The organism is Asaia sp. Ae19-3, from assembly GCF_059801175.1.
Genome location: NZ_JBCHWF010000001.1, coordinates 2634061 through 2646936, shown reverse-complemented (window position 1 = coordinate 2646936; position 12876 = coordinate 2634061). Strand labels below are relative to the sequence as shown.

Here is a 12876-nt window from a genome sequence, read left to right as displayed (position 1 = left end):
CGGAGCGATCCATCATGATGAATGCCATCATCTGGCCAGCGGGCTATCTGCCCGGACTGTCCGATAATTTTGTCTCGAACGAAGTCATCATTCACGATCTACCAATCGCCGCAGTGTGGCACCTGCTTTGCCACCCGGCCGAATGGCCGGGTTACTACGGTAATGCGGCTGATCCGTCGTTTGATAAGGGGGCTGGGCCAGGGTTTTCATTGGGTGACAGGTTCCGGTTTACGACGTTTGGGTTTCCCGTTGAGGCACAGATCACAGAGTATGTTCCGCCTGTGCCGGGTCTTGCTGGACGTCTGGCATGGCATGGTTGGGCTGGTGAAAGAGGGACTCCCACGCGGCTTGATGTGCATCATGCCTGGCTTGTTGAAGCCATGCCGCAGAATCGCCTGCGCATCCTGACGCAGGAAACCCAGAATGGTGCCCCTGCAAGGCAACTCGCCACGACCCATCCCAACCCAATGCTCAATGGCCATCAGGACTGGCTTGATGGCCTTGTGGCAGCAGCAAGATCCTGGAGACAGCATGGGTGATCATATCCCTGCCACTACGCCGGTTTGCGGATAGAGGCAGGATTGACGGCGCCTGGGCGCTTCACCTGGGAAACACCTTGACGAATCCGCGATAACCGGCGAAAAGCGGTGCATTCACGCCTTTCGCCGGGTTAGCACAGTGGTAGTGCAGCGGTTTTGTAAACCGAAGGTCGGGGGTTCAAATCCCTCACCCGGCACCAGAAATCCTTATAAATCAAGCATTCTGGAAAAGCGCATTGTGCGAACGAATAGAGCACAGCGCATGGCATGTCGGATAAAAAGCCGGATACGCGATGTTGCTTGTTCCAGCCATCCAGGACCGTTGCGCGGTCTTGCTGTTATGACCTGGCACGGCACTATAGAAACTCTCTGAAGGCCCGGTCAGGATATCCGGGGCAAGCGCGTCCGTCGGACCATAGCGATCGCGGAAATGCAGGCGATCTATCATAAGCCTCACTCGATCGTGCCGCATCCGTCACGTCGAAAACATCTGTGCTTGCAACCGGATGTGGTGATCGACCAGCCTGATTGAGTCCGGCGTTCCGACATCATCGATATCCCAGTGCGGGAGGGATTTCTCTATCTGGTGGCTCCCATCGAAAACGATGGAAGCCGAGTTCTGCGTCAAAGCGTTGTGGGAGGCTTCGATCCGAACCGGTGCGCCGGAGATTCCCAATACGGATTAAGGCCCGCACTTAATCACGACACAGCTTTGGTATGCTCCTGATTGCGCTCCTTTTGAGCAACGACATACGGGCCTGCCTCGATGACCTGCATGGCCAGAAGGGCGGGAGTATTTTCCTCTCTGGCGCCGAGCGGGATGATCGCATTGCCGTTCGTCCAGCGGACATTCCCGTCTTCCAGATTGTTCCAGCCATAAAGAGCCGATTTCTCGAGGTGGCTCTTGAGCAGATAGGTCTGACCACTCTCATACAGGAAGATGCTACCGACGAGGACACCAAGCTGGCGACGGTCATCGACGAATGGACCGATGGTGTCGCAGGGACGGCTGGCATTGGACACGAGATATACCGTTTCGATATTCGGCGGGATCATGAACACGAGATGGCCATTGGTCTCGCGCAGTTTCGAGATTACGGCACCCGCCTCCGTAACGAGGCAGATTTTCGCATCGCTGGTGAGGGGCGTTGCGACATGCTGCAGGTCATGACCTGTCTGCTCGGCGCGGCTCTCGATGCCGCGATGGATCGGCTCAACAAAATCGCGGGCCACATTCAGCGGCGCGGCAGCATCTGCCCAGGTCGATTGGCGGCTTATCGGTATCGAGACAAGTGTACCGTGCTGCGTGAACGTACGACGATTGCCGGTATCGAGATAACTTTCCGTAAGAGCGCCATTCGCCACGATGATGGAATGACCCCGTGTTTCGACATGGTAATAATCGAACGAGGCAAGCGTTGTGTCGTGATAGATCGAGCGGTCGTTGACGAGCATGCGCACTGGCACGAAGCATCCGTCCAGATACAAGCAGTGCTCAGGCGTGATGAGCATGTCCTTGAACGGCACGCCCTCGGCAAGGGCGTTTTTGAGGACGCGCACAGGATAGTTGGTTCGATCCTCTATCTGGTCGGGTCGCAATGTGCACTTCGCGCCGCCGACCCATGAGATTGTATCGGTTTCCCGGACGCCATTGCGCATGACGATGATCTCATCACCGATCTCGAGTGTTTCGACTGCGCGTGGTCCTTCCGGTGTTTCGATCAGTGTTCCCTGCAGGAAGCAGACCTCGAACGCCGTGGAGCCATCCGAACCGGACGAGAGAGTATAGCCCCACATTTTTACATTGGGGATATTCATGGTGAACGCGTTGCCATTGCGCAGATGCAACGTAACATGATCTGCATCCGGGTAGGAGACGTCGACAATATCTTTGCGCTGAATGTCTCTCAGTACGATCCGGTCAGACCTGCCGGCATCGATGCCGTTGAACCCCGACACTACGGTCGTCGGGCTGGTCGTGCCAGTAAAGGTCAACTTGGTATAGTCGTTTTTGGCGAGGTTGATCGTGCCGCCTGCTTTAACATCGATCGTGGCATCAGCCCCCATTTCAAGCGTCAATAGTCCGTTTAGCGTTGCTCCCGGGTCGATTACTGCACTTCCGCCGTTCCGGACAGTTCCGTCAGATAGGACGCCGCCTGACCTGATCAGCTGTATTCCGCCGGAAGAAATAACCGAGCGAGTAGCCGCACCTCCGGAGGCGATTACGGCGCTCGCGCCCGCGCCGACGACGCCGCCTATGAGTGTGCCGCTGATAGTCGTGACGCCTGTCAGACGGCCGTAGCCATAAGTGTTCAGCAGAACGCCGCCAGCCATGATGATGGTGTCGGTAGCGGTGCCCTCAACATCAAGCGACAGTGTTCCGCCAGAGACCGCAGTGCTTCCGGAGGTGACGCCACCAGGATTGACCAGCTGTATCCCGCCTGATGAGATAACCAGGTTGGACGCCGCACCTCCAGAGACGATCACCGCACTCGCACCCGAGCCGAGTGTGCCGCCTGCAAGTGTGCCGCTCACGTTTGTGATACCGCTCAGGATGCCTCCGCCGCCCTCATTCCGCAGAACACCGCCCAATGAGATTGTGGCGTCGACGATGATGCCACCACTTTCGAGCGATATGTTTCCGCCGGAACGGGCTTTGTCGTTGGAGGCGATGCCGCCCGATCTGATGAGCAGTATTCCGCCGGATGAGATAACCTGGTTAGACGCTGCACCTCCGGAGGCGATTACGGCGCTCGCGCCCGCACCGATAACGCCGCCTATGAGTGTGCCGCTGATAGTCGTGACGCCTGTCAGACGGCCGTAGCCATAAGTGTTCAGCAGAACGCCGCCAGCCATGATGATGGTGTCGGTAGCGGTGCCCTCAACATCAAGCGACAGTGTTCCGCCAGAGACCGCAGTGCTTCCAGAGGCGACGCCACCTGGATTGATCAGCTGTATCCCGCCTGATGAGATAACCAGGTTGGACGCCGCACCTCCAGAGACGATCACCGCACTCGCACCCGAGCCGAGTGTGCCGCCTGCAAGTGTGCCGGCTACATTCGTCACGCCGTTCAGGATGCCGCCGCCGCCCTCATTCCGCAGAACACCACCCAATGAGATTGTGGCGTCGGCGACGGTGCCACCGCTCTCGAGCGATATGGTTCCGCCTGAACGGGCTTCATCAAGGGAGGCGATACCGCCCGATCTGATCAGCTGTATTCCGCCGGAGGAAATAACCGAGCGAGTAGCCGCACCTCCGGAGGCGATTACGGCGCTCGCGCCCGCGCCGAGTCTGCCGCCTATGAGCGTGCCGCTGATAGTCGTGACGCCTTTCAGGAAGCCGCTACCCGCACTGTCATGCAGAACGCCGCCAGCCAGGATGAGGGTGTCGGTGGCGGTGCCCTCAACATCAAGCAATAGCGTTCCGCCAGAGACCGCAGTGCTACCGGAGGTGACGCCACCAGGATTGACCAGCTGTATCCCGCCTGATGAGATAACCAGGTTGGACGCCGCACCTCCAGAGACGATCACCGCACTTGCACCTGAGCCAAGTGTACCGCCAGCGAGTGTGCCGCTCACGTTCGTCACGCCGCTCAGAGTGCCGCCGGGCGCGATACTGAGTTTACCTCCTGCCTTGACAGTGGGGCTTGTTATCAGCGCTGCGCTCTGGACGTTCAGTGATACGTTGTTCGAAATAACCCACTTCTCTGAGCCGGTGTCGGTGTAGCCGGACCGTAAGTTGATTGTCCCACCACGGTTTGTGAAGGTCGTGTTTGCGCTCCCGATCGGGGTGAACATATTGATGGTCCCCCCATCCAGCGTTGTGTTCACTGCAGAGCCGCCACTGAGAATGGTGATGATGCCGCCCTGTCCGGCAACACAGTTACTCAGGATACTATTATTGCCGACATTGATCGTCCGCCCGGATAGGGCCTGTCCAGCGAGGTTGGATACATTGTAAGGGGTATTAATCAGGTTTAGTGTACCCCCAGCCCCGGTAGAAAAATCAAAGAGGCTCTGTCTGGTGGACCCGTTAGTGGACCCGTCAAACGTCAGCGTCCCCCCGCTGATGTGCACGCTGCTGAGATACCCGGTTGCAGTGAGAACTGCCCCGCTTCCAATGACCTGATTATGGATCTCGCCCGTGCTGGCTAGTGTCTCGACCGTCTTTGGTCCAGTCAGCAAGCCACCGGAAACGATGCCTTCAACGGTAATTGCCCCCCGGAAGATAGCACCGTCCTGGCCGAGCAGATTACCGCCACTAGTAATGGTCGCGCTATCAACCACGCCTCCACTCGCGACAACGTACGCCCCAGATGTTGAGACGGTGATGTTTGAAACTGTTTGCCCCGACATCACGGATGTTGTTGACATTTTAGCTTGATCCTTGACTAAAATACCCATCCATATGAATAGATTTATGGAAGAAGCGCCAACATATGTAATTCCAAGATATTTATCATGGGATTATAAATGATAATGCAAACATCATTTCTGGATGAGTATTTGGTTTATTTTCTTTATTTCAACAAAAATACATTCTGTCGCGACATCGGAGGAAAACTAGCGTATTCTCTAGTTTTGTATCCTATTCAGAATGATTCAGGGAAATTGGCAATTACGCCACAGCAGGGTGTGTTTGCAGACGAGAGGCGTTCGTGGCGCGCGCGCAGGATAAAGCGCGAGCACACCAGACGATACGACAGCAATTAAGATTGAATTGATCCACAGTTTAGACCTCCCATAAAGTATTCGCGCCGGGCCGTCCCGGACTTGAAGCTCTAGAAGAGGCAGGAACGTGGTCTCTGCGAGTGATCCTCTAACACCGTCGACAATCATTGTCACGATCAAAAATGAAATTTCGTAATTTTTCAATATCGATAGTTATTGTCGCTCGATTCCCCACTTAATTATTTGCTATAAATTAAAGCGTACCGATTGAATTGGAGGAGTTATTTGCAACAAAGTCTATCACCCCCTAATTGGCGGTTTTAGGTGTTTGATCGTCTGATTTGCCAGCGGCCAAGCTATTCATCATGCGGGCAACAAACCCAGCACCACTCCACCGCCTTCATCGATTATCGAGCGTCTGGGCAGACCATATTTTCGCGATACTTCCAGCAAGCGCAGCCTATTGCAGTGCAGGCAGATAGTTCCGCTCAACATGCGCCGACTATCGACGAGCGGCCCGCAATAGTTCTTCGGAAGAAACGGGTCTTGAGCCTAAAGGCCTATCTAATCCGCCGTGACAACCACGCCGCATAGATCTCGGTGGTTTTGACCGAGCTGTGGCCGAGTTGTTGGGACACATCATAGATCGAGGCGCCTTGTTGCAGGGCGCGGATGGCGTAGGTGTGTCTCAGGTCGTGGCAGCGGAAGTGGCGGGCTTTGTCCGGTATGGCGCTGGCCAGAAGCACGCGGAAACGGCCAGGGACATTGGTGTAGCGCTGCCCTGACGGGTTGCGGAACACATAGCCGATCGCGTTTTCCGGGCGGCTGCGTTGCAGCTCTCTGGCCTGCCTGGGCGAGAGTCTGACCACGCGGGGCGATCTCGTCTTCGTTCTGGCAAAGGTCACGGTGGGGCAGGGGGCTTTAAGGTCCAGCTGCTCCCATGTGAGCGAAGCGGCCTCTTCCTGACGACAGCCGGTCCGGGCCAGAAAGCGGATCATGTCGCGCATGCCGGGTGGGGCGCGGCGCGTCAGGCGCGCTAGGGCGCGCAAGGCCACGGGCCGAATGGGTTCGCGGCGCTCCTTGATCTCCTCCATCTCGTCCGGCACCGGATTGGCGGTAATCCAGCCAGCGCGACGCGCCACGCGCATGATGCGCCCCATCACCATCAGGTCACGGCGTATGGTGGCACCAGAGGTCTTGGTGCGTCGTCTTGCCGCCACGAACTCATGCACGTCGCGGGAGGTAATCAGGCTGATATTCCGCCCCGCGAAATAGGGGTGGAGCTGCCGCAGGCTCGTGCGGTATCGCGTCTGGGTGCTGGGGCGCAGATCGGCAAATTGCAGCTCCTCCCACCGCACCACGGCGTCTTCCCAGTTCTTGACCTCAGGAGGCTTTATGCCGGCGCGTTGGTCTTCCGCCTTTTCGAGCAGCTCTTTGAGCCGCTGCCGGGCTGTACGCCGATCAGTCGTGCGTAGCGATCGGCGGATGTCGCGCCCTTTGATCTGGATCCGAGCGTAATAGGTGCCGTTTGCGGCCTGGTAGAGATTGCTGGACACGACGGCCTGCTGGCCTCCTGATCGAGATAGTCGTCAATCGCTGACGTCGTTATGCGCCAGACAGAACCGATCTTGGCGGCGCGTAGAGCGCCCGTGGCGCAAAGCTTCTGAATGAGGCGCGGCGACACGCGCAGTTCGTTCGCCACCTCTGCCGCCGTCTTGCGTATGTGGGTCATGAGTCCTCATCAAAGTCGGAAGTCTTCAGGGCATCGAGCGTCCGAAGTTGTGTCTCCAGATCGCGGCAGCGCAGCCAGATACGGGCAGAACTCATGATCTGATGCAGGAGAAACAGGATCAGGCATGCCGTGATCGGATTTCGCGCGATCGCGCTCCAGAGCATTTTGATCATGACCGTCCCAGACGCCCGTGACGGGCCAGTAGGGCAAGAACAGGATTGGCATTGGGGGCGTCAGGAATGATGCTGCGCCCTTGGGCGGCGCGTTCCATCTGCTCGGCCTCGTGGCGCTTATTGGCTGCTGCGTTCTGCCACAGGTGCTCTGCCTCTGTGCGCCCGGCAAAGCCTGCCTGTTCGGCTAGGCTCTCCATGTAGGATGCCATGGCCCGCCTGGCCTTGATGGTATCGCGCCCGGTGAGCGGTGGTGTGGTTGGTCTGTCGGGGAGAAAAACGGTCTGAACCGGCGATGCTGACATCGGCTTACGCTCCATCGTGAACGAACGATGAAACTATTACCGGCGGTAACAGTGACGGGCAAGGATTTTCTTACCGGCGGTAAGATTAATTTTTGAGGGCGGAGATCATCTTAAGGAGGATATCCTGCTGCTCTGGAGGCAGGTCGCGAGCCTGTATAAGAATCTCACGTTCCTTTTCGGTCTGAGCTTTCACTTCTTCTTCGGGCTCGTCTCCGGTTAAGAGCCAGCCAATCGATCTGCCCAAAGCTTCTAAAAGCGCTGGAACGCGCTCCCTCCTAGGCGAAGAACGCCCAGTTTCGTATTGGGCGATCGCGTTTTCCGTAACGCCGATCATGCCGCCAAGTTGAGCTTGGGTAAAGCCTAAATGTTCGCGTTGTGTTCTTATCCTGAGTCCCATCGCTATTGCGGCTGGTGTCGGGGGATTCTTCTTGGATTTCGCACTGCTCATATCCAATTTGATGGCAGATTCCTGACGAGTTCCCACCTTAATTGTCTTGCTTGCCACACTTACCGCCGGTAATGTATTGCCATGCGTGATCCTATCCTTTCGGACATTCTCAGTCGCAAAGGCGCTGTTAAGCAAATCGCAGCGGCCTGCAAAATTTCTCATGCGGCAGTTTCGCAATGGGAAAGAGTGCCGAAACGACACCTTCACGCCGTGTCGCGTGAGGCTGGCATTCCACCCGAGACACTCCGGCCTGATCTCTTCAATTCTGTCGCACAAAGGAATGCAGCATGAGAATCCATCATGCTCTGCAGGCTATTGGCTGCATGCCGCGCCGTCATCCGAAGGGTGTCCGGGCAAGGTCGCCTTACTCCTCGCCGGGTTCCGTCGGATCGAGGGCCCAGCCATGACCACGCATGCCATCAAGACGGCCACGCAGGCTGTCATTCGCGCTGTGGGCGGTGTCGATGCAGCGGCGAGCTTCGTCCGCGTCGGGCGGTCGCAGCTTTCAGACTACCAAAACCGCCATTCGCAATCGGTCGTGCCGGTCGATGTCGCGCTCGAGATGGATCGCTGTGCGCAGGAGCCGATCGTTCTGGCCGCCATGGCGCTGGCTGAGGGGTATATCCTCACCCCGCTCAAGGTGGGTGAGGGCGATCTCGCTATTGATATCGAGAAGGTATCGCACAGCTTCAATGAGACCATCGCCACGACGCTTCGCGTGCTTGCGGATGGTGTTGTCGAGACGCATGAAGTCACGGCCATGCGGGCCACGCTTTCAAGCCTGCATCGCGCCGTAGGGCATGCCCTGCATAATCTGCGCGCCACCGAGAAGGCGATGGAAGAACCCGTTGCAGCGCTGCGGGGTGTGTCATGAGCGGCGCTCTTGCCTCCGCCCGTGGCCTCGGTTTGCGCGGCAAATCGGCCACCTCGGGCGAGCAGGCTCAGGCCAATGCCATTTTCAACAGGCTGTGCCGAACCCGCGTGGCACGGGTTGCCCTCGCCGGGCTGATCGGTCGCCAGCCTGACACGGTGGTTAAATGGCATCATGTGCCGTCGAACCATGTGCGTCCTTTCCTGCGGGCCTATGAGAGCGGCAGGCTGGAGCGGGCGATCCGGGCAATGTCGCCTGTTGTGACATCGGCCGAATGCCGCCAGGCGCGCGATATCGTACGCAAGATACGCGCCCAGCATGGCGGAAAGAAAATCCTGAGTGAGGCGCTCAAGGTCGCGCCTGACAGCGTGAAGTCCTGGAATGAAATCCCGCGGCGTCATGTGCGCACCGTGCTCGCTCGTTTCGGGGCCGATCGTGGCCTGGCTGAAAGCGATGTGCCGCCTGTCAAACCCTCGGCCAGCACGGCACAGGTGTCGGGCGTGTGGCATCGCAAGTGCCTTTATTGCGGCAAAGCCTTCTCGGTTGGCTCGCCATTCATTCGCCGTTGCGAAACACATAGGGGGGAAAGCTGATGGCTCGTCCCGCGCTCGATCGCACCCGTCTTGCACCAGCCGTGCAGGGCTATCACCGCAAAGGCTTTCCAGCACGGCTCATTGCCACGCGCCTTGGCATTTCCGAGCGCAGCACGCGTGGGATGCTTAAGTCCCTGGGTTTGACCGCCCCACGCCCCCAGAGCCGACAGATCATGGAGATACGTCATGGGTGACGTTCAACCGCTCGGGCATCTGGCCTCGGTCAATGAGCCCGAAAACATGCAGGCTGAGGCGGCGCTACTGGGGGCCATCCTGACCAATGGCCGTCGCGCCCTACCTATGGTTGAGGAATATCTGCGCCCTGAGCATTTTTACGAGCCGCTCAATGGCGTGATCTATGCTGCGGCCCTTCGCATGCACATGGCGGGTGTCGATCCAAACGTGATCCTGATCCGTAACCGGATTGGCGCATCTGAAGTGCTCATGGGCCGGGACGTGGCGGAGTATCTGGGTACGATCATGATGGCGACGGTCGGCATTCTCAATGCCGGTGATTATGGGCGCGCCATCTTCGACGCCTGGACGCGCCGCCAGCTGCGTAGCCATTGCATCGATGTCGCCCAGCTTTGCCTCACCCCTGGTGGCCAGACGGGCGAGGATCTCGTCGAGCAGATGGAAGCCGGGCTGCTGGATATCGCCCAAAATATGCGCGAGAGCCTGCCGAACGTGACGATCTCCGAGGCGATCCGCGAGGCCATTGCCTGCGGGCAGGAGAATCTGCTGCGGGGCTCGGCATTGGCCGGGCTTTCATGGGGCTATCCCGCCATGGACCGGATGACCGGCGGCCTATTGGGCGAAGGGCTATATGTGATCGGCGCCCGCCCGGCCATGGGCAAGACGGCTTTTGCCCTGGGTGTGGCCATGCGTGTCGGCGCAAGTGGTGAGCGCGTGCTGTTCTGGTCGGGCGAGATGGCGGCGCGTCAGATCGGCGCACGTGCCGGGGCCGCCTATGCTGGACTCTCAACGCTTTCGGTCTTTGCAGGGCGGCGATACGATATCCCCGAAGACGTCGAAACGGGGATGCGTGTCCCGCTCGAGGGGTGGCAGTGGCAGGATCTCCAGGCGGGAGAAAAAGCCGCCGAGGCCGTGCCGCTCGAGCTGGATGTGCGCTCCGGGCTGACCGTGGCCGGGCTGCGTTCGCGCGCGCGCCGCATGAAGCGCAGCAAGCGCGGGCTGGGCCTTATCGTGCTCGATTATGTAGGGCTCATGCATGGCAGCGATGCCGCGCGCCGTCGCGGGCGCTATGAGGAAATGACCGAGATCAGCGCCGGGCTCAAATCCCTCGCCAAGGAACTCGGTATTCCCATCATCGCGCTCGCCCAGCTCAACCGCGAGGTGGAGAAGCGCGAGGACAAGCGCCCAACCGAAGCCGATCTGCGCGATAGTGGCGGGCTGGAGCAGGACGCCGATCTCGTCGCCTTCCTGTATCGCGATCACTACTATCTCAGAAAAGAGGCCAGCGGCGACGGGCTTCAGAAGCGCGACAGGGAGACGGACGAGCAGTTTGCCAATCGCTGCTCTGAATTCCAGTTCCGCCTGCAGGAGTCGGTCGGCAAGGCGCAGATCCTGATCCGCAAGAACCGCCATGGCGGGACCGGATCGGTACGTATGCGCTTTGATGATGACAGCACCTGGTTTCGCGATGAGTGCGAAGACCCGCGCAGCCCGGCCTGGGTTCGCCAAGGCGGTGCAGCATGACGCGCCCCGCTTCGCCTCGCCCTGTCTCGCGCCGCCGCTACGGCATCCACGCCCGCGCCATCATGGCCGACCCGCGCTGGTCTGTGCTGCCGCTCGCCGCACGCGGCATGTGGCTGCATCTGGCCGACATCGCCGATGTCGTCACCGAATTGCGCGCGCCTGTACGCGGCCAGGCGCTGACTGTGCCTGACCTTGCGCGCCTGCTGGCGGCGGACCCGGCTGAGGTGCTCGGCGCCGTGTCGCATCTGGTCAATCGAGACATTATCGAGCCCGTCGCGGACGGGTATCGTCTGAAAGCGTACTGAGATGACCAAATCTTCGATCGAAAGACGGGCGCTCGCCATGGTCGCCAGTGACCTGCGCCTGTTCATGCTGGCCGCCGAGGCGGTGGTGGTGTGGATGCGTCTGATTGCGGCCATTCTGGAATACGGTGCTGACGGCATCCTGCATGCCGGCAAGGACGGTGCGCCCGACCTCGCGACGCTCGCGCGCTTCCGGTTTCATGTGACGGAAACCCAGCTCGAAACCTACATGGAAACCTACGCAAAAACCCGGCTGATAACCTACGACGCGGCAAGCGGGCTGGTCGGTCTGCCTGAAACGCTCCAGCCGACACGACGCGCCATTGCGTCACGACTGAACGGCAAAAAGGGCGGAAGACCGCCGAAAAACGCCAATCCCATGCCGCAGCACGACCCGCGCCAACGCACCGCCATGATGCCGATCTCAGGAGGAAAAACCGTGTTTCGCGAAACCCAGCACAAAACCCAAGCATCCTACGCGCGCGATAAGCTTAGCTTAGCTTGTAATATAAGCTCTGAAGATAAAGCTAAGCTTGGGGCGCAGGTGAGTGACGCGCAGATCGACACGGCTTATCAGCGCATCGGCCCTATGGCGTTCGAAGCGGCCGGGTTCGACCCGGCGCGTGACATGGGCAATTACCGCATCGTGCGCCAATGGGTGGCCGATGCCCTGCATGACGGATTGAGCGCCGAGGAAACCGAACGGCTGATCCTAGGCGTGGTGGAATCCGTGTCCGAGCGGCAGCGCGGCAAGGGCGCTTCGATCAGCCATCTGGGCTATTTCGGTAAGGCGATCGGCACCGCCATTGCAAATCGCGACGTGCCCGAAGCGCCACTGAACGAGGCCGAGATCGAAGCCGAGCGCGCCTGGAAACGGGACATGGATGCATGGCGCGAGCGTGTGGCGTCCGGCATTGCGAGTGCAGTCAATGAGCCGATTCCGAACCGTGCCGACTACCTCGAACGTGCAAGGCTGGCTGCATGAGCAGGATGTCCGTGCATTTCGACCCTGAGCGCAGCCTGCCGGAGCAGGTAGGCGAATGGCTGGACGAAGCGGCCCTCACGCTTGCGGCCCTTCCCGCCACTGGTTTGCGCCCAGCCGGTGCGAGAAGCACATGGCCGGACTATCTGCGTGATCTGGAAGATCTCGGCTGGGACCGTGAGAGTGACGAGTTCCTTCCCAGGCCGACCGCCGAACAGATCGACCGACTGGATGTCGTGCTGACCTGGATACCGCTGATCGAGGACCGGCAGCAAAAGATGGTCGTGCATATGCGCATGATCCGGCATCCGATTTCGGGCCAACACAGGTGGGAATGGCGGAAGATCGGGGTGAAACTCGGGACCGATCACAAGACTGCACAGGCCTGGCACCAGCGCGCCTGTGCTGGCATCGCAAAAAAAATCAGACCGGAAGCATTTCGTGCTACCCGGATTCCCCAATTTGCAGATATTTGAGACCCATGATCGCGAGACGCTTACCCATTCGGGCAGGCGTCTTTTTTTGTGCCTGATTTCTGGAGTGA

Annotated in this window: 14 protein-coding genes, 1 tRNA gene and 1 pseudogene; 9 read left to right on the top strand and 7 right to left on the bottom strand. The window is 59.1% G+C overall.

Features of this window, described 5'->3' with window-relative positions:
* Nucleotides 1-14: 14 nt before the first annotated feature.
* Both AAID99_RS11590 and AAID99_RS11585 read left to right on the top strand, forming a co-directional pair.
* The gene (locus tag AAID99_RS11590) at nucleotides 15-539 is read left to right on the top strand and encodes an SRPBCC domain-containing protein (protein WP_229719867.1); all 525 of its coding nucleotides are present in this window, start codon (nucleotides 15-17) and stop codon (nucleotides 537-539) included.
* Between the two features lie 125 nt (nucleotides 540-664).
* A tRNA-Thr gene (locus tag AAID99_RS11585) sits at nucleotides 665-739 on the top strand.
* 14 nt (nucleotides 740-753) lie between these two features.
* On the opposite strand, the gene AAID99_RS11580 is transcribed toward AAID99_RS11585, so the two are convergent.
* From AAID99_RS11580 to AAID99_RS11550, 7 genes and pseudogenes are all read right to left on the bottom strand, one after another.
* Entirely contained in the window at nucleotides 754-987 is a 234-nt protein-coding gene (locus tag AAID99_RS11580) for a hypothetical protein (protein WP_498493961.1), read from the bottom strand.
* 251 nt (nucleotides 988-1238) lie between these two features.
* Complete coding sequence (locus tag AAID99_RS11575) at nucleotides 1239-4826, bottom strand: Hint domain-containing protein (RefSeq protein ID WP_498493959.1); 3588 nt, start codon at nucleotides 4824-4826, stop codon at nucleotides 1239-1241.
* A 944-nt stretch (nucleotides 4827-5770) separates the two neighbouring features.
* Nucleotides 5771-6766, bottom strand: a complete 996-nt coding sequence (locus AAID99_RS11570) for a tyrosine-type recombinase/integrase (protein WP_498493958.1) — start codon at nucleotides 6764-6766, stop codon at nucleotides 5771-5773.
* Nucleotides 6767-6795: 29 nt separating this feature from the next.
* Nucleotides 6796-6942: pseudogene (locus tag AAID99_RS11565) on the bottom strand (helix-turn-helix domain-containing protein); the annotation flags it as partial.
* Nucleotides 6939-7115, bottom strand: coding sequence for a hypothetical protein (locus tag AAID99_RS11560; protein WP_498493957.1), 177 nt, complete (start codon nucleotides 7113-7115; stop codon nucleotides 6939-6941). The gene AAID99_RS11560 and the pseudogene AAID99_RS11565, both read right to left, overlap by 4 nt.
* Nucleotides 7112-7417: a hypothetical protein gene (locus AAID99_RS11555; RefSeq protein ID WP_498493956.1), complete on the bottom strand. Its 306-nt coding sequence runs from the start codon at nucleotides 7415-7417 to the stop codon at nucleotides 7112-7114. The genes AAID99_RS11560 and AAID99_RS11555 overlap by 4 nt, the downstream gene beginning before the upstream one ends.
* Before the next feature lie 85 nt (nucleotides 7418-7502).
* Complete coding sequence (locus AAID99_RS11550) at nucleotides 7503-8027, bottom strand: helix-turn-helix domain-containing protein (RefSeq protein ID WP_498493955.1); 525 nt, start codon at nucleotides 8025-8027, stop codon at nucleotides 7503-7505.
* A gap of 241 nt (nucleotides 8028-8268) precedes the next feature.
* Here AAID99_RS11550 and AAID99_RS11545 point away from each other — a divergent pair, with 241 nt between their 5' ends.
* Genes AAID99_RS11545 through AAID99_RS11515 form a run of 7 tightly spaced genes read left to right on the top strand, consistent with a single transcriptional unit; the run spans nucleotide 8269 to nucleotide 12808 of the window.
* On the top strand, nucleotides 8269-8739 hold the full coding sequence (locus AAID99_RS11545; protein WP_498493953.1) for a hypothetical protein: 471 nt from the start codon (nucleotides 8269-8271) through the stop codon (nucleotides 8737-8739).
* Nucleotides 8736-9329 carry a hypothetical protein gene (locus tag AAID99_RS11540; protein ID WP_498493951.1) on the top strand — a complete coding sequence of 198 codons (594 nt, stop codon included), beginning with the start codon at nucleotides 8736-8738 and terminating at the stop codon, nucleotides 9327-9329. Before AAID99_RS11545 ends, AAID99_RS11540 begins: the two co-directional genes overlap by 4 nt.
* Nucleotides 9329-9523: a hypothetical protein gene (locus AAID99_RS11535; RefSeq protein WP_498493949.1), complete on the top strand. Its 195-nt coding sequence runs from the start codon at nucleotides 9329-9331 to the stop codon at nucleotides 9521-9523. The genes AAID99_RS11540 and AAID99_RS11535 overlap by 1 nt, the downstream gene beginning before the upstream one ends.
* Nucleotides 9516-11048, top strand: coding sequence for a replicative DNA helicase (locus AAID99_RS11530; protein WP_498493948.1), 1533 nt, complete (start codon nucleotides 9516-9518; stop codon nucleotides 11046-11048). Before AAID99_RS11535 ends, AAID99_RS11530 begins: the two co-directional genes overlap by 8 nt.
* A complete protein-coding gene (locus tag AAID99_RS11525; protein ID WP_498493947.1) occupies nucleotides 11045-11353 on the top strand; it encodes a hypothetical protein in 309 nt (102 codons plus the stop codon). The genes AAID99_RS11530 and AAID99_RS11525 overlap by 4 nt, the downstream gene beginning before the upstream one ends.
* A gap of 1 nt (nucleotide 11354) precedes the next feature.
* Nucleotides 11355-12335 carry a hypothetical protein gene (locus AAID99_RS11520; protein ID WP_498493946.1) on the top strand — a complete coding sequence of 327 codons (981 nt, stop codon included), beginning with the start codon at nucleotides 11355-11357 and terminating at the stop codon, nucleotides 12333-12335.
* A complete protein-coding gene (locus AAID99_RS11515; RefSeq protein ID WP_498493944.1) occupies nucleotides 12332-12808 on the top strand; it encodes a DUF6362 family protein in 477 nt (158 codons plus the stop codon). The genes AAID99_RS11520 and AAID99_RS11515 overlap by 4 nt, the downstream gene beginning before the upstream one ends.
* Nucleotides 12809-12876: the final 68 nt, after the last annotated feature.